We start from the raw sequence: 15960 nt of genomic DNA on the forward strand, positions 1-15960 counted from the left end.
AAGTGCTCATAAAGCTCAGAAAGTGATCATAACTCAGGGAAAGTGCTCATAAAACTCAGAAAGTGATCATAAATTTGTGGAAAGTGCTCATAAAGCTTAGAAAGTGATCATAACTCATGGAAAGTGCTCATACACACCTACCGAGACCTGAGGCAACTGAAATAACCACCCATATACTCCCTTCTCGCAGTTGAATTGTGTCCCGATATTGAGTAACTCGGCTAGGTGATGATGAAGTGCAAAGAATTGATTGGTAAAGTGCACTCTGTGATCGAGAACTCGAACCAAGTGTTGGAGAAAGTGCAACATATGATCGAGAACTTGCCTGGGCAGAAAGAAGACCTAAAATACAAAGGAATAGTGCACCCTCCCTTCGCATAAAGTGAAAGAACAAATGGACTGACGGGAAAGGAAGAGGGTGTGCACGAACAAATTCGGAGGCGCTGCGTTCGCCTCGGCAACCTGCTCATCGAAACTGGCCTCACTGTGAGAGCGCTCGCAAAAGCGACGGGGTATTCCAAAAGCACTGTACACAAAGACCTGACAGAGCGTCTACCTAATATAGATGCTCATCTATCGGAGGAAGTTGCTAAAGTCCTGGCCTATCACAAATCGATCCGACATTTACGAGGCGGTGAAGCTACGCGTCAAAAATGGAAAATTGAACAACGAAAACTGAATGAATCAGCAGCAACAGAAACGGACTAGCGACTAACGCTGTCCGTTTTTTCTGTGAAGTTGATAGAAACCGAACTGACCGGCTTCAAACCGTAACAAAGCACGTAAAATAGCGAGTTTTTATATTCTTTTTCGGAACACTGTGATAAAATGTTAAGTTAGGAGAGCGTGTAAACGGTTGAAAGAATGGAAGGGGCAGGGATGAGATGTTTGCGAAAGATATCGGCATTGACCTGGGAACAGCAAATGTTTTAATACATGTAAAAGGAAAAGGGATTCTACTGAACGAACCATCGGTCGTTGCAGTCGACACTAAAACCCGTGCTTTAATAGCGGTTGGAGAAGAAGCAAGACAGATGATTGGACGAACCCCTAGTAACATCCAGGTAATGCGACCATTGAAACACGGTGTCATTGCTGACTTTGATAGCACAGAAGCAATGCTTAAAGGTTTCATTGATCGCCTAAATGTCAAAGGCTGGTTTTCTAAACCGCGCATCTTGATCTGCTGTCCCACGGACGTTACAAGTGTGGAGCAGAAAGCCATTAAAGAAGCTGTCCAAAAATCCGGTGGCCGACAAGTGTATCTTGAAGCCGAGCCTAAAGTGGCTGCAATCGGAGCCGGAATGGACATTTATCAACCTAGTGGCAACATGGTTATTGACATTGGGGGCGGCACAACAGATGTCGCTGTTCTTTCAATGGGAGACATTGTCACATCTGAATCCATAAAAATCGCAGGAAATACGTTCGATCAAGACATCATCCAACATATAAAAAAGAATCATAAGTTATTAATTGGTGAGCGCACAGCGGAAACTATCAAAATGACAGTAACATCCGTCTTCCCCGATAGCCACGACGAGGAGATGGATATTCGTGGACGTGATATGGTTTCAGGACTACCTAGAACTGTCACAGTCCATTCAAAAGAAATCACAAACGCGATGGAAGAATCCATTGCCTGGATCCTCCATGCAGCTAAAAATGTTCTGGAGAAAACTCCGCCTGAATTATCAGCAGATATCATTGATAGAGGCATCATCTTAACTGGAGGTGGAGCACTCCTTCGTGGACTGGACCAACTGCTAGCAGAAGAATTAAAAGTACCCGTTTTCATAGCAGACGACCCACTTGGGTGTGTCGCTAAAGGGACAGGCATTATGCTGAATAGCTTAGACAAAAAACGTAATCAATCTTAACGCAGTGCCACTGGATCATTTGCAACACACCCAAAAAGGAGGCGGGGCTCATGTTCCGTGGATTTTATACAGCAGGATCTGGAATGATTGCGCAACAGCGCAGAACAGAATTACTTTCCAACAATATGGCTAATGCCAATACGCCAGGCTTTAAAACAGATCAATCATCGATAAGATCATTTCCTGAAATGTTCTTGTCCAACCTGGATACTACAAAAGTGCCAGTCCAAAATAGCTTTCAGATGAAAGGCTTGAATCCAGTAGGCGCCCTTTCAACAGGAACATATTTACAAGAGACCATGCCACTCTTCACTCAAGGACAACTACGGGAAACGGAACTGACAACGGACATTGCACTTGTCGATGGAACGTTGCCTATCAATCCTGATACAGGTAAACCAGGTGCCATTTTCTACACGCTTGAAGGGTCAGATGGGGAACGTGCGTATACGAAAAGTGGAAACTTCGCTTTAAATCCAGAAGGCTACCTAACGACTTCGTCTGGAAATTATGTGCTCGATCAAAATGGACAACGAATCCAATTGCCAAATGACGATTTTCAAGTTACCGAAGACGGCATTATAAAATACGGTGAATTGGAAGCAGCAACTCTCGGAATCAGCTACGCAGCGAATCCTGAAATGCTTGTGAAACGTGATAACGGACTGTTTTATGCACAGCAAGACTTGCCGGACGCAAATGGTGCCCAAGGGGTCAGTTACTCATTCCAACAAGGGTTCATCGAGCAGTCGAACGTAGATGCATCTCGAACGATGACGGATATGATGACCGCTTACCGAGCATTTGAAGCCAATCAGAAAGTATTGCAAGCGTATGACCGCAGTATGGAAAAAGCGGTCTCTGAAATAGGTCGTGTCAATGGATAATCGCAAGCTTCGCATAAGCGAAAGGAGTCAAACTAAATGATTCGTACGATGACAACAGCTGTTAATACCATGAACCAGTTGCAAAACAACTTGGATATCATCGGAAATAATTTATCCAATATAGGAACACATGGTTACCAATCCAATCAGGCGAGTTTTCAGGAAATGTTGTATCAGCAATTCAACAATGACAAAGCGGATAATGCACCGCGACAATCACCTGAAGGCATACGCTACGGTGTTGGTGCGATGCTAGGTCAAACGCAAATGAACTGGAAAGTAGGAACTTTGCAACAAACAGGAAGAAATCTCGATTTCGCTCTTACTGAACCAAAGCAATATTTCAACGTGATTGTTCAAGGCGCTGATGGTCCTGAGACAGTGTACACACGTCAAGGGAACTTCTACCTTTCTCCGGGACAGGGAAACCGAGTGGCACTTGTTGACGGCGAAGGAAATGCTGTTGCAGATCGTGTTGGTAATGCAATTACCTTTAATGGTCCTGTCGATTCAGTTCAGCTGAAATCGGACGGTACACTAGTTGCAAGTTCGGCAAATCGAGCAGATCAGACAGCTGAATTAGCAGTTACTCTAATTGAGCGTCCTAACCTGATGACACGACTTTCCTCGACGCATTTAACACTTCCAGCTAACTTGGAAGAATTAAATGTAACTGAAGCCGATATTTTAACAGAAATTACTGGCCAGGAAGTCGGTGTACAGCAAGGAGCTCTTGAAGGGTCCAATGTTGACTATCAGAAAGAAATGACAGACCTCATCAACGTCCAGCGAGCGTATCAATTCAACTCACGTACGGTTTCTATCGCTGATCAGATGCTCGGCCTGGTCAATAATATCCGGTGAGTCAAGTGGGGAGTATTGATATGACAGATGAAAAAAGAAATACAGATATCCCGTCCCATTCGTCTTCTGAGTCGAATAAACCAGCTGCAAAAAGTCGGGCGGAAGCTAGAGCAACCCATGCAGCAACGGCTCAATCCGTATCGAACAGCGAGCAAGTAACCCGCAGTAAGAAAAAAGCTGAAGCGAAACCTGTGAAAAAAGAAGAAGCTGTGCAAAAAACACGGACAAAGCGTAAAGAGAAAATGGAGACGGAAGAAGGGACGGAGACAAAACCAGTTCGCTGGGTACAAATCCGCATTCTTCCTATATATGTGCGTGTCATTTTGGTAATTCTGTTACTGATAATTGCTGCAGTAGTCGGTGCCGTTATTGGTTTTAGCATTCTAGGTGACGGAGCTGCAAGCGATATCTTCCAAAAAGATACGTGGTCACATATTTTTGATATCATGAGTGGTAAAGAGAAGTAAACGATAGATTATAGGGAAACCTAAAAGGAGAATCACTATGCTGACTGCTGAACAAATCCAAGCTATTATTCCGCATCGCTATCCATTCCTATTGGTCGACCGAATTCTTGAAGTTGAAGAAGGCGCGCGTGCAGTAGGGATAAAAAACGTAAGCATTAACGAAAACTACTTTAATGGGCACTTCCCGGGGTATCCGGTCATGCCAGGCGTGCTAATTGTAGAAGCACTAGCGCAAGTCGGGGCTGTTGCGATTTTGCAAAAAGAAGAGAATAAAGGTCGCCTTGCATTTTTTGCGGGAATTGATAATTGCCGATTCAAGCGACAAGTCGTCCCTGGAGATGTAATCCGTCTTGAAGTGGAAATCACTCGGATGCGTGGTTCCATAGGTAAAGGCAAAGCGACAGCGACTGTCGAAGGTGAGATTGCATGTGAAGCGGAAATCACATTCGCACTCGGTGCTAAAGAGTGACTTTTAGTTAAAAGTTGCATTTGGCAGAAAAATCCGTTAAGATTTTATATAGTGTGTTTACACACTTTGGCAAGTGCAATCATGTACAAAAAGCCAATTAAACATGCGGTTACCATAGCATGTACATCGTGGGAGGTACTAAACGAGAATGTTCAAAAGTCTTTCACCCAACCTAAAGAGTAGCATCACGAGGTCCATTACACAGACCTTTGAACAATATATGACGGAAATCGAATGGAACCCGGATCGCTATGACATGGCAGACTTCATGAAGCGGTGGAGCGAGTACATTACCGAAAAAGCACTCTGGTATGAAAAAATTCCAGATGACGTCAAACACGCAACTCAATTTCACGAGGAGATTGCAGTTCGTATCAATGAAGTCATTCAAAAAGTCCTAAGTGAGCCACCGTCTGAAGAGCAAATTGCGACAATTCAACAATTGCAAGAGACACTCAACACACAATATTTCTATGAGTGTAAAGCGGAAGCTGCATTCGTCGAAGCTGAGTTGAAAAAACGTCACAACGCGTAAAAAAAATAATGGATAGTTCCTTCTTTTCAAGCCAAGCTATGTTGGATAGCTATTTGAAAGGAGGGAATTTTTCATGTTGAAGAAAGTATTGCCGGCAGCACTTGTTGCAGGTTTCGTACTAGCTGGGTGTGGTACCAACAACAACGATATCCCAGACGAGAACGAGACACCGATGGAAGACTTGAACGACGATATGGACGAGCGGGCACGTGACTGGACCCCGGATATGGAAGGTAATGCGCCTGACGGTACCACAGGTCCAAATCTCGATGGGCTGGAAGACGATGGGATGAATGACGGCGTCATAAATGGCGATGGCATTGAAGACGATACGTTAGAAGGCACTGGCAGTGGAGAAGGCGGTACGATGGGGGAAAACAGCACACCAGGCGGCGGGAATAGCGCAGGAACTGGTAGTAACGGTGGATCTCCAAAGAAGGATGATAAAGGTATGTCAGACGAGAAATAATGCAAACAAAAACCACGGATTGACCATTTCCGTGGTTTTTTGCATGTCGTTACTTCTTTTTTAAACGAGGTCTTGCACGCATGTCGCTTTCGAATCGTTCTAACAATGCTTGGCCTTCAAAACCAAGATCCAATAACTCACTTAACAACTGTTCCGCATATTCTGAACGCTGACGCTTCAATCGACCTTTCAATAAGACTGAAACCCGATCTCCAATCTCATGAACGGTGTCGACTGCAAGAACGAAGGCAGCTGGCTCATTTTCAGGATAAGAAATGACTACTTTTGCTTCAATATGGGCTTCTTCTTCTTTTAATTTTTCAAAGCGTTCTTTATACTCCATATCCAAAAACATTTCCAATATCCACATACGGTGGCTGTTCTCTTGGTTAATAATGATGCCATCTAGCATGGGCAAATACTCTGCTTCATCCCCAGTCAGCAAACCGAAGGAAATCATTTTAAACGTTTTCATCCCGTCCAAATCCCCCTTTTTTCCAAGTATACCACAGACAGTTCAATCTCTTAGAAATATGGGCAAAGCCGAATTATCAACAAATGAACACAATTCAAAAGCACGGTCGCCTAAGCATTTTCATACGGATGAAACAAATTATCTCATTTCAAACTTCAACTTCGGTATTGGAAAACCTACCAAATATGGAATATGTACATTTGTTTAATCGGGAGCTTGTCCGTATGATGAAAGCAATTCAAAGAGAGGAGGGAACTAGGTGAATCATGTGGCACTTGTCGGTAGACTGACGAAAGATCCAGATATACGAAAGATAGGAGATGGGCGGATGCAAGCCAGCTTTACTCTTGCTGTCAATCGTAGTTTTAAAAACCAGAAAGGCGACATCGATGCAGATTTTATTCTCTGTAGCATTTGGGGACGTACCGCAGAAAACACCGTAAAACATTGTGGTAAAGGATCTCTGGTAGGTGTCAGTGGTCGAATTCAAACTCGTTCGTATGAGCGTGAAGACAGAACCCGCGCATTTGTCACAGAAGTAGTGGGCGATGATGTCCGATTCCTGGTGACGAAGAAACCGTCTTCGGAGGGACGTGCGGAAAGAAGCCAGTCTCAAGTAACTTTGGCAAATTCACAAAGCAATTCCGTGGCCGATCATTTTGAATTACCGTCGCAAAACAACGAAAAAGAGACATTACCAATCTTCTAATGCATTATCCAGAAACATTGGAAGTAAAACAGAATAGGAGGAATGATAATACGCAGCAGGCAAGTAGAAAGACTAGAAAACTGTGCGCGCAGTGCCCGTGGAGAGCGGCTCGTACAAATGACGAGGGAAGAATAATTGATAGTAGAGGGTTTAAAGGAGTGGGGATTCCTTCAAACCCTAATAAGTAAGTTGAGCACGGGTTGTGAAAAGTGATCAGGCACGACTAACAACTCAGCAGTACATTCGAGGAGTGGTGGTTTCAACCACTAATTAACAGCTATTTTGCCGTCGGATCAGAAGAGACCGCTTCTTGGTGATCCGGCTGCGAAATTGCTTAAAGGGAGAGGATTATATGGAATCTCAACAAAAAATAATTCTGCGTATGGAATTGCAAATTGGACAGCTGATCCGATTGGTAGCTAATTTAAACGAACGGTTAGACATAGTGGAGCATGAACAGAAAGAAAGAGAGTTACACAGGGTAGTGCAGATTAAGCGAATCAGTCACGTCTAACCGTGTCTTGTCCTTAAAAAAACGCAAACCACATATGTGATTTGCGGAATAACAGTATTGGTTAGCCAAATGATAGTAAGTCGTCCAGTTCTCGATCAGATAGCTCTGTTAACCACTGGCTGGACTGGATTAGATCCGCAGACAACGCGGCTTTCTCTTCAAGCATTTTATCAATTTTTTCTTCTATCGTCCCAATTGTCACGAATTTATGGACATGCACGAACTTCTCCTGACCTATGCGATACGCACGGTCGGTCGCTTGGTTTTCTACAGCAGGGTTCCACCAACGATCCGCATGCAAAACATGATTCGCCGCTGTCAAGTTCAGCCCTGTGCCACCCGCTTTCAAGGATAGGATGAAAATCGGGAATTCCCCTTTTTGGAACGCTTCCACCAGGTGATCACGCTGACCCTTCGGCATACTACCTGTCAGGAAAGGAACTTCGTATCCATATAGCTCAGACAAACATTGGCGGATGAGTTGCCCCATTCCGATATATTGTGTAAAGATCAAGCATTGCTCGCCATTGCTCGCTATTTCAGCAGCCAGTTTCACAATTCGCTCCAGTTTGTCAGATCTCGACAACATTTCATCAGCTTGCGTGAAAGGTTCTTTCAAGAACAGAGCTGGATGATTGCACAATTGCTTCAATCTACTCAACATTTTCAATATGAGCCCTTTCCGCTCAAATCCTGAAAGTGTCTGTAACTTGAACTTCGTTTCTTCAATAAAGCTCTCGTAAACTGCAGCTTGTTCACTTGTAAGCGGTACATACTCATTTTGCTCTAGCTTCTTCGGTAAATTGAGCTGTAAGTCTGGATCACTTTTCGTTCTTCGTAACAAGAATGGGTGGATTTTAGAACGCAGACGACTTTTTGTCCGTTCGTCATCATCCCGCTCAATAGGAATAATGTAGTCATCCGTGAATTTCCGGAAACTGCCGAAATATCCTCGATGGATGAAGTCGAAAATTGCCCATAACTCCGCAAGTCGGTTCTCAATCGGTGTCCCCGTCAACGCGATATGATGACCACCTCGAAGTTTCCGAATCGCTCGAGATTGCTTCGTTTGCATGTTTTTAATATTTTGCGCTTCATCCAGCGTAATACTAGCAAAAGGAAATTCAATGAGAAATTCACTATCTTGAGTTGCTGTACCATAAGTCGTCAACACGACATCAGGTTTTTCCTGAGCTAGAAATGCGCTGAACTGATCTTCCTTCAAGCGACCAGGTCCATAATGCATAGCGGATTTTAGTGAAGGCGCAAAACGTTCCAATTCTTTTTGCCAATTACCAAGCACACTGGTCGGACAAATGATGAGTGACGGTGTCATGTCCGGTTGGGAATGCACCTTAAGCAAATAACTGATAAGCTGAACCGTTTTACCCAGTCCCATATCATCGGCAAGGCACGCACCGAAATGCTGCTCTCGCATGAACATGAGCCAGTTGAACCCTTCCTGCTGATATGGGCGCAGTTCAGTTTGCAACTGTTCAGGAATTTGAACGTGAGGTAACCCCTTTTTATCCATCACCTGATCTACATATTGTCGCAGGGACTTTTGCATCGTGAACGCAAGTAGCGGATCTTCTTCAAGCTCATCGTCTTCGCTCGGCACAATTTCTTCAGGGAGCTCTTGGAAAAGTAAATCTTTCACAGTCCACTCACCATTATCCGCTTGTTCCATCAATTCTTTAATCCGCTTCAACCAAGTTGGATCGATATGAAACCATTCGTCTCCAGTACGGATGAATTCACGGTTTTCATCCACCATTTTCTGAAACGTATCCCGGTCGATTTCTTTGCCAGCAAGTGAAAAACTCCAGTTAAACGAAAGGACTTCATCTAATCCGGCAGCAGATTTGTATGACTGAACACCTGCATCTGTACGTATTTTCATCTTCGTCTCGGTTACGCTTTTCAGCCACGAAGGAAGGAGTACGGCGAGTCCGAATGATTGGAACAATGGCAAGTCCTGCTGGATGAACATCCGAACTTCGGGATCACTCATCGGCATATGGAGAAACGTATCTTCAATCTCAGGAGAGAGGGATTGCAGGAATGAAATCATTTCGGATTGTTGTTCCGTAATGGCAGCAGCATATGGCTTCCACTTTGCAGGCAGAGCACTTTCAATAGAAGTATTCAATTTTGATTTTGCTGGTAACCATTGTGTTCCGCGTTCATTTAATATAACTGTTTCCAGTAACCAATCTTCAGTCCGTTCCGAATCGGGCTCAGTCAATCGGAGTGCAGGTCGTACGGGAATGTCGGATTTTGTTTCACCTGGCCAGCCGTAAGCTTTTAAATGAGGCAACAAAGCAGGTACCATCTCCGCACGAACACCGAGTGTTTGGAATTTACTAGAAAGCGCTTGTTTCGTTAAGAGAGCGGCGGATTCCGATATACCTGCTGCGTCACCGGCGAAGTGAATAACTTGCTCCGCGTCTGGCTCCGTATAGGACCACAATTCCTTAGAATGCCAAAGTGCAGCTGCTTCTTCAGCTGCCTCTAACATAGCGACGTCCTGTTCGGTTGCGCCCGTAAACTCAACAAAAGGGTGGCGGTTTCCACTCAATGCTTGGACCCACTCATGGGGATGCAAGATAACAGTGTTATCCTCGATAGGGACAGTCAATCCAAACAATGACGTATCATCGGCGAAGAAGAAAAAGGAGACAAGGCGATCAGCAGGTATGGAGGTTCCATAGTCATCTGCAGCTGAAATCGCAAAATTGCCACGATCTGTGGGCTGGATGGTCAGTTGTAACTCACGTGCAAGTCGATGTGCTGATCTCATAATTCAAGATTCCCCCTCTCCATTTCTTCAACTAACGCACGCAACCGGCGATATTTATCCCGCACTGTTCGAATATAGCGGTTCCAAAATTCTGTATGACCACTCTTTTTACAAGCAGTTCGCATGCGCTTATATAGTTTAACAGCCCGACGGTAGCTCAGACGGTTCTTTTCTGCGATGAATTGCTGAGCATAATCGTGTAACAAAGGAAGCGCAGCGTTCGGTTGCTCAGCCAACACGGTTTTTAAATCCGCTTGCTCGACACTGTCGTAAGGTACGTTATACCGATGCAAGAGTGCTGCCCATTCTTGATATCGTCGACGTTCAATTAGAAAAGCAGAATAACGGGGTATCCCGATTTTACCGTACATTGCAAACACGGCTTCTCGTTCTTCATCAGAAAAATCACCGTTCGCAAGAAGCATATCGATTTCATGAGCAGCAGCAAGCTGTTCACTCCGACTTTTCTTTTGACTGAAATACCCTTCAATCGAGGGATAAAGTCCGCGTGCAATTGAAGCGGCAGTAGGTGCAAGCGCCTCAGACAGAGCAAACTTCGCGAGCATCATCCAACTTCCGAAATCAGGCTGTTCTTCTTCAGCAAGAGCGCTTTCCAGCACGTCCCCGCGTCCTTCGATAATCGCGAAATACATTGCAAATAGACGAGCATCAGCAGAAGCGTCTTGAGACAGCTGCTGTTTCTCTGTTTCTCTTTCGTTCCGATCAACAAAAAGCTGTCCCCAAATGGCTTCATAAATGCGGAAACGATAAGGAAATAAGCCTATTTGATGGATACAAATAGAGTGGACGATCTCCTTCAAACGTTTCATGAACGGGTCCGTCTCAAATAACTTCGGTTTATTACTGAAAGTCCCCGCTAATTTCTCAATATCAGAAATTTGGTCGTTCAGCCACGTAGTGATTTGCCAAGTCCCATAGGAATGTTGGGAATGACTCGATGAAAGTATTGAGGAGGCGTACTCGAAAGCCGCATCGACTAGGTGAAGACGATAGAATAATTCAAACAGTGGCTTCCACTCATATTCAAACGGCATGAGTGGTTTAACGCGATTTTCAATTTCTGCACATTCATAGGTGAACACAGAAGAATTGGTCGATAAGGTAAGTTTACGAAGAGGCGCGGTCACTCGTGTCAAGACAGCATCCCACGCTTCTGGTGTGCGATCGGTCACTTTCAAGGCAAGTTGCTCTTTTTCAGAGGTTCTCCATTCTTGAAACCACTCTGTCAATGAATGGAATTGTGAGTATAAGTCAAATACGACCGTAAGTTGGTGGACACAACGTTCTTTACGACCACATGTGCAACTCAACGTTTGGTCGTCAAATGAAAACCTTACAAATTCCGAAGCTCGATCATTGAGTTGCGCGAGCACTTCTCCGTCTTCTTGGGAATAACGATACGACGAAATAGCACCCCTTCGAACAGCAGTAATAGCGTTTCGGATGAGCTCCGACTGATCCGGATTATCCGGGCGTAATGTATAGTGGACATCATTCATCATCTTTTCGATTTCTCGTTCATGCAAATACGAAATACGTTCTGCAGCGACGCGCAAAATAAAACCACTCCCTAGACAAAGCATTCTTTCTATTATACATCAGTTCAGGGACCTTCGTAAATCATCACATGCAGGAAAAGAAAAAACCCTTCATCATTCCTTTGTAGACGGCTGAAGGGGAGTAGCAGATTGCTCACTTTTTGCGACTAAACTTTTAACCACTGCAAGATTGGATTTCATGGAATTAAAATAGATGCGACGCTGTTTTGCGGTGAGTGATGCTGCAATTGCAATCATTTCACGAAGTTCATTGCTCTCTTCTAACAACTGACGATAATGTTCGATGAATTGATCGCGATAATGCTCACAAATCTCACTTGTTTTCCCAGCTGATTTAGAAACAGGTGACCGGACATCTCTCAAAGGCTCTCCCATCAGCATCGCTATGAAGTAATCATCTGGTATGTCAAAGGTACGCTTCATTTCAGCGAGCATATCGGGAGTTAAATCCCGATCAGTTCGTTCGTAGTTGGATAGAGCGGAAGATGAGATGGATAGACGCTCAGCAGCTTCCAATTGTTTAATTTCCAAATATTCTTCGCGGTACTCTTTAAATTGCTTCCCAAAGTTTCTATCCTTGCGTTCCATGACCATTCCCTCCACTTTTTGTTTCACCGTAAAATAGAAGGACTAGAATTTAGGAGAATCCAACAAAACGTGAAGAATTTTTTAACATTTCGTTGGATTTAGATAAAAACAAAACCGTATCTGTAAAATTATAAGTGGTTTTACATAATTACAGGATGATATGGAAAGTATACTCTTTGATAGAGGAAGGAGTTGAAAATTATAACTCATCAAATGGTAGTCTACATACCAGGTTTAAAAAAAATGGTAACCAATCGAGTTAGCTCGCTCAAGACGAAGTTGCAACCTGCAAGTTCGGATGGAATTATACATGTGAGAGAACGTCAGACGTTGTATATCATTTCAGCGACTGTAGGAGAATCTTTTTTTGACTCAATTACTATGGACTACGCAAAAAATCTTATTACATTTAACCAGGTGGACCGCTCGAATAAGAAAATGGCAGAGGCTGTGTTAGATGCGTTACGAGAATTGGGAATTGAGGAGTTTACTTCACATAGCATGTCTTTTTATATGTTTCCACCAAATTGAAGGGGAGAGAGATGAGTTAGTGAAATAGCTTCTGCTCCAGTTACATATAGTTCATTACAGCAGGCATTTGTCATTCACAAAAAGAGACGGGATGTGATAAACTATAAATAATCGGAATATTCAAATTCGGAGGGGATCCAGATGCTATCAGTTAAACGAATGACTCCATTTTATACGAGTAAAGAAGATTTCCGTCTGCGATTAGTGTTTGCGTACCAGTACTTTTCAATTCTGAAAGGTCAAGAGGTCTTTCAATTTGTCCCGATTGAAGGAAAAGAAATCGTCATCAACATGAAAAGCTTACAAGTCGAAAACTTAGGTGAAGTATTCGTATTTCAGCGAGGCAGCCGGTTCATCCGATTACCGCTGTATCAATTGTTGCTGATTTCTGACTTGCACCATCATTTATCAAGTGTGTTAGAAGGCATCTTCCACTTAGCCCCGGAATTATCCGAACCGCAAGCACGTGAGATTGAGCAACTGATTGGGGAATTGGAACTGGAGAATCGATTGCGAATGATTGACTACGCCCTGGAAAACAATAATAAACTACTGTTCACTGAACTGACGGAAGGATTGCGCACACCAAATGTACAAACTGAATAACGCCACGTAAAAAACACCTATCAATGTTGAAATGATAGGTGTTTTTTAAAGTAGCTTAAAAATTCTCATGCAACCTGCCTTCATGTGAAAATGACTAATAGCACGATAAATAGTCCTGAACCTAGAAGTCCAAAAGCAATATCTTGCCAAGACATGTACGTCATCTTTTGAGTTTGTGTATTATTTTCCATCGTACTCAGCTCCTTTTGTCGATTTCCCGGGAAATAACAAGGAATTTCCGAGAAAATCTTTTTGAGATATCATGTAGTATAGGTAACTTGTTAATTAGTTATTCATTCATTACCCACATTTAAGTCACTTGGAAACTTCTTTTTTATTTGTAGTCTATTAATTTGTCTAAGATTGTATGAATTTCACATGAATTCTTTGCAAATCTTGTAGATTTTGCTAAAGTAGAGGATAGGAAGTTATTATCGAAATTCGTTTCCCATCTTTGACAAGAAAGGAATTATCCCATGTTTTTCAACTTTTCGTTCTGGCGCTATGTAACGAATCCATCACAGCTCGCGATAAATCACCAAAATTCGGCAATGCGCGGATTCAATCGACGAATTGTCTTCCTTTTTCTGTCGGGCATCGTACTCTATGCATTACGTGACATATGGGGGATGACAACAGAATCACTTAGTCCGATGCTCACTGTTGCGACAGATGGCGATTATGCGATTGCGCGGATTGTCTCAGTGGTCGGTTCTATATTATGGGCTGTTATCTACATAGCTTTTCACTTGTTTTTTATATCCTATATCCTCGGCCTTTTGACATCGATTCCTGTACGCCGTATTGTACCATTGCAATTACTGGTAACTGGTATTCTCCTCATTGAAAAAGCCCTAGTTTTCCTTGTATTTGTTGTAAAAGGGGAAGCTGCAAACGTATCATTTCTATCATTCGGTCCGTTATCAGCAACGTTTTTGGACACATGGTTTTTAGTCATGTTCCTCAATCAATTAACAATCATCTCTGCACTCATCGTAAGCTTACAATTTAGTTTCATTCGTTCATATACAAAAACAATGAATTGGAAAAGTTTACTCGCGGTCTTGATTGGCCTACAAATTTTGTTCGCTCTACTAACAGCGGCGATCGGGTACATTCCATTTGAACGCCTCTTCAATTATGTCATGCAAGGAGGCGCTTCATAATGAACAAAATTACAAATGTTGCAATCGCGATTGTTGTTAGTGTCTTTGTCGCGCTCAATCTCTACTTAATGTATTCGGAGAAAAGTGTTATACCCAAATCAGTATATGTGAGCAATTACGAACGGTTGGCGGTTAAAGAGTACAAAGAAGTACTGCCTAAAGATGGTTTAGTCGCTCCGGCAGAAACTTTTACTGTCTATACGAACGACAGCAATTCAATCGATAGTTGGCTCGTACGTGAGGGCGATGCGGTTAAAGCAGGTGAAGAACTCGCTACTTTACAGACAGAACAAGCCGACGGTCAACGCGCAGTTTGGGAGTCTGAAAAAGAAGCACTACAGACTCAGCAAAGCACAATTCGTTCGACAATTTCCGATCTTGAATCTGGAGACAAAACAAATAGCTCCAATTCATCGAAATCAGATCGTACAAGGACAGATGACGACACAAAAGTAGAGCTGAATGTAGATGTAAAAGTCGATGTGAACCAGACTGGTTCATATGCACAAGCAATTGCGGAAGCAGAGCGTGATTTAGCAGACACCGAACGTCGTCTGAAAGTTGTCGAATCCCAGTTGGAACAAAACTCATCAAGTCCTGCACTAGTAAGTCCCACAGATGGCGTCATTGCTCGTATTACTAGCGAGAGCGATCAGCCGAAAATTGTCATTTATAGCAATGAGCAAGTGGTTGAAACGTATGCAGAAGACGAAGAGTGGAGCAAGATTGCGAACGGAAATCCAGTTGTCCTGGACGCGAAGGGGACTGAAGGAACTTTGGACGGTACGATCGAATCGATTGATCAGGTACCTGCAACTTCTAACGAATTCTTAGATGCCTACAAAGCGCTTGCGGATAAGAAAGTAACCAATCCATTAGCGTATTACAAAGTTCGTTTGAAAGCGAATGAAGAAGAAGTTCCAGCTCCTTTTGGTACTCATGTGAATACTGTCATTACAACAAATGTTGCTCAAAACGCCGCAGCAGTCAGGACCAAATGGCTGGCAGATGCAGGCAAAAACGTATCTTTCGTTTGGCGACTTGACGAAAATGGATATGCAGCAGCAACAGATGTTACAACACCATTTAAGTATCTCAATCGCACAGTGGTCACAGAAGGTCTGGCAGCGGGGGATATAGTTGTTTACGATCAATCCATCCGTGACCAGGAAAGTGCACCGCGTGTTTTCCTCCCAATGCCTTTGGACATGCCAACAAAAACAGAATGGAAAGCATTCGGTTGGAAAAATTACTTTAAAGTATTATTGTTAAAACAACCTTAAGTTGATAGAGCGATAGTATAGGAAAGACTGTCTGGATTCTCAGTGAAAACTGATGAGCTGGACAGTTTTTTGTTTGAAAAATTTGATGATAAGTGATGCTAAAAGCTAGGTAGTTTATACGGAGTGAGTATAAG

At 43.2% G+C, this 15960-nt stretch carries 18 protein-coding genes; 14 read left to right on the forward strand and 4 right to left on the reverse strand.

The window, feature by feature from the left end:
* Window positions 1-420 precede the first annotated feature (420 nt).
* The 8 genes from M3197_RS01195 to M3197_RS01230 all read left to right on the forward strand — a co-directional run bounded on the left by M3197_RS01195 (window position 421) and on the right by M3197_RS01230 (window position 5571).
* The gene (locus M3197_RS01195; protein ID WP_039041532.1) at window positions 421-708 is read left to right on the forward strand and encodes a sporulation transcriptional regulator SpoIIID; all 288 of its coding nucleotides are present in this window, start codon (window positions 421-423) and stop codon (window positions 706-708) included.
* Window positions 709-884: 176 nt separating this feature from the next.
* Window positions 885-1880 carry a rod shape-determining protein gene (locus M3197_RS01200; RefSeq protein ID WP_251658187.1) on the forward strand — a complete coding sequence of 332 codons (996 nt, stop codon included), beginning with the start codon at window positions 885-887 and terminating at the stop codon, window positions 1878-1880.
* Window positions 1881-1930: 50 nt separating this feature from the next.
* Window positions 1931-2767, forward strand: a complete 837-nt coding sequence (locus M3197_RS01205) for a flagellar hook-basal body protein (RefSeq protein WP_251658188.1) — start codon at window positions 1931-1933, stop codon at window positions 2765-2767.
* 36 nt (window positions 2768-2803) lie between these two features.
* On the forward strand, window positions 2804-3631 hold the full coding sequence (locus tag M3197_RS01210) for a flagellar hook-basal body protein (protein WP_251658189.1): 828 nt from the start codon (window positions 2804-2806) through the stop codon (window positions 3629-3631).
* Window positions 3632-3651: 20 nt separating this feature from the next.
* Window positions 3652-4098, forward strand: a complete 447-nt coding sequence (locus M3197_RS01215; protein ID WP_251658190.1) for a DNA-directed RNA polymerase subunit beta — start codon at window positions 3652-3654, stop codon at window positions 4096-4098.
* Window positions 4099-4135: 37 nt separating this feature from the next.
* Window positions 4136-4567 carry a 3-hydroxyacyl-ACP dehydratase FabZ gene (fabZ, locus tag M3197_RS01220; protein WP_251658191.1) on the forward strand — a complete coding sequence of 144 codons (432 nt, stop codon included), beginning with the start codon at window positions 4136-4138 and terminating at the stop codon, window positions 4565-4567.
* Window positions 4568-4787: 220 nt separating this feature from the next.
* On the forward strand, window positions 4788-5102 hold the full coding sequence (locus M3197_RS01225; RefSeq protein ID WP_251658192.1) for a hypothetical protein: 315 nt from the start codon (window positions 4788-4790) through the stop codon (window positions 5100-5102).
* A 73-nt stretch (window positions 5103-5175) separates the two neighbouring features.
* Entirely contained in the window at window positions 5176-5571 is a 396-nt protein-coding gene (locus tag M3197_RS01230; protein ID WP_251658193.1) for a hypothetical protein, read from the forward strand.
* A gap of 49 nt (window positions 5572-5620) precedes the next feature.
* Here M3197_RS01230 and M3197_RS01235 read toward each other — a convergent pair whose 3' ends face one another.
* On the reverse strand, window positions 5621-6046 hold the full coding sequence (locus tag M3197_RS01235) for a YwpF-like family protein (protein ID WP_251658194.1): 426 nt from the start codon (window positions 6044-6046) through the stop codon (window positions 5621-5623).
* A gap of 259 nt (window positions 6047-6305) precedes the next feature.
* Here M3197_RS01235 and M3197_RS01240 point away from each other — a divergent pair, with 259 nt between their 5' ends.
* Both M3197_RS01240 and M3197_RS01245 read left to right on the forward strand, forming a co-directional pair.
* Window positions 6306-6755 carry a single-stranded DNA-binding protein gene (locus M3197_RS01240; RefSeq protein ID WP_251658195.1) on the forward strand — a complete coding sequence of 150 codons (450 nt, stop codon included), beginning with the start codon at window positions 6306-6308 and terminating at the stop codon, window positions 6753-6755.
* Window positions 6756-7107: 352 nt separating this feature from the next.
* Window positions 7108-7269 (forward strand): hypothetical protein, encoded by a 162-nt coding sequence (locus M3197_RS01245; RefSeq protein WP_251658196.1) that lies wholly within the window; start codon window positions 7108-7110, stop codon window positions 7267-7269.
* A gap of 61 nt (window positions 7270-7330) precedes the next feature.
* On the opposite strand, the gene M3197_RS01250 is transcribed toward M3197_RS01245, so the two are convergent.
* The 3 genes from M3197_RS01250 to M3197_RS01260 form a co-directional block, all read right to left on the reverse strand.
* A complete protein-coding gene (locus tag M3197_RS01250) occupies window positions 7331-10072 on the reverse strand; it encodes a DEAD/DEAH box helicase (protein ID WP_251658197.1) in 2742 nt (913 codons plus the stop codon).
* Window positions 10069-11649, reverse strand: coding sequence for a hypothetical protein (locus M3197_RS01255; RefSeq protein WP_251658198.1), 1581 nt, complete (start codon window positions 11647-11649; stop codon window positions 10069-10071). Before M3197_RS01255 ends, M3197_RS01250 begins: the two co-directional genes overlap by 4 nt.
* Before the next feature lie 96 nt (window positions 11650-11745).
* Window positions 11746-12240: a helix-turn-helix domain-containing protein gene (locus M3197_RS01260; protein ID WP_251658199.1), complete on the reverse strand. Its 495-nt coding sequence runs from the start codon at window positions 12238-12240 to the stop codon at window positions 11746-11748.
* Window positions 12241-12432: 192 nt separating this feature from the next.
* Here M3197_RS01260 and M3197_RS01265 point away from each other — a divergent pair, with 192 nt between their 5' ends.
* The 4 genes from M3197_RS01265 to M3197_RS01280 all read left to right on the forward strand — a co-directional run bounded on the left by M3197_RS01265 (window position 12433) and on the right by M3197_RS01280 (window position 15826).
* Window positions 12433-12771 (forward strand): hypothetical protein, encoded by a 339-nt coding sequence (locus tag M3197_RS01265; protein ID WP_251658200.1) that lies wholly within the window; start codon window positions 12433-12435, stop codon window positions 12769-12771.
* A gap of 141 nt (window positions 12772-12912) precedes the next feature.
* Entirely contained in the window at window positions 12913-13377 is a 465-nt protein-coding gene (locus M3197_RS01270; protein ID WP_039041520.1) for a hypothetical protein, read from the forward strand.
* A gap of 476 nt (window positions 13378-13853) precedes the next feature.
* Entirely contained in the window at window positions 13854-14543 is a 690-nt protein-coding gene (locus M3197_RS01275) for a hypothetical protein (protein ID WP_251658201.1), read from the forward strand.
* Window positions 14543-15826 carry an efflux RND transporter periplasmic adaptor subunit gene (locus M3197_RS01280; protein WP_251658202.1) on the forward strand — a complete coding sequence of 428 codons (1284 nt, stop codon included), beginning with the start codon at window positions 14543-14545 and terminating at the stop codon, window positions 15824-15826. The genes M3197_RS01275 and M3197_RS01280 overlap by 1 nt, the downstream gene beginning before the upstream one ends.
* The last annotated feature ends 134 nt before the right edge of the window (window positions 15827-15960 follow it).

Source organism: Sporosarcina aquimarina (assembly GCF_023715615.1).
Taxonomy (GTDB): domain Bacteria; phylum Bacillota; class Bacilli; order Bacillales_A; family Planococcaceae; genus Sporosarcina; species Sporosarcina aquimarina_A.

Bases quoted from the DNA above. Each gene is read 5' to 3' on its own strand.
- M3197_RS01200 (WP_251658187.1), top strand. From the start codon at position 885: ATGTTTGCGAAAGATATCGGCATTGACCTGGGAACAGCAAATGTTTTA.
- M3197_RS01205 (WP_251658188.1), top strand. From the start codon at position 1,931: ATGTTCCGTGGATTTTATACAGCAGGATCTGGAATGATTGCGCAACAG.
- M3197_RS01210 (WP_251658189.1), top strand. From the start codon at position 2,804: ATGATTCGTACGATGACAACAGCTGTTAATACCATGAACCAGTTGCAA.
- M3197_RS01215 (WP_251658190.1), top strand. From the start codon at position 3,652: ATGACAGATGAAAAAAGAAATACAGATATCCCGTCCCATTCGTCTTCT.
- fabZ (WP_251658191.1), top strand. From the start codon at position 4,136: ATGCTGACTGCTGAACAAATCCAAGCTATTATTCCGCATCGCTATCCA.
- M3197_RS01225 (WP_251658192.1), top strand. From the start codon at position 4,788: ATGACGGAAATCGAATGGAACCCGGATCGCTATGACATGGCAGACTTC.
- M3197_RS01230 (WP_251658193.1), top strand. From the start codon at position 5,176: ATGTTGAAGAAAGTATTGCCGGCAGCACTTGTTGCAGGTTTCGTACTA.
- M3197_RS01235 (WP_251658194.1), bottom strand. From the start codon at position 6,046: ATGAAAACGTTTAAAATGATTTCCTTCGGTTTGCTGACTGGGGATGAA.
- M3197_RS01245 (WP_251658196.1), top strand. From the start codon at position 7,108: ATGGAATCTCAACAAAAAATAATTCTGCGTATGGAATTGCAAATTGGA.
- M3197_RS01250 (WP_251658197.1), bottom strand. From the start codon at position 10,072: ATGAGATCAGCACATCGACTTGCACGTGAGTTACAACTGACCATCCAG.
- M3197_RS01260 (WP_251658199.1), bottom strand. From the start codon at position 12,240: ATGGAACGCAAGGATAGAAACTTTGGGAAGCAATTTAAAGAGTACCGC.
- M3197_RS01270 (WP_039041520.1), top strand. From the start codon at position 12,913: ATGCTATCAGTTAAACGAATGACTCCATTTTATACGAGTAAAGAAGAT.
- M3197_RS01275 (WP_251658201.1), top strand. From the start codon at position 13,854: ATGTTTTTCAACTTTTCGTTCTGGCGCTATGTAACGAATCCATCACAG.
- M3197_RS01280 (WP_251658202.1), top strand. From the start codon at position 14,543: ATGAACAAAATTACAAATGTTGCAATCGCGATTGTTGTTAGTGTCTTT.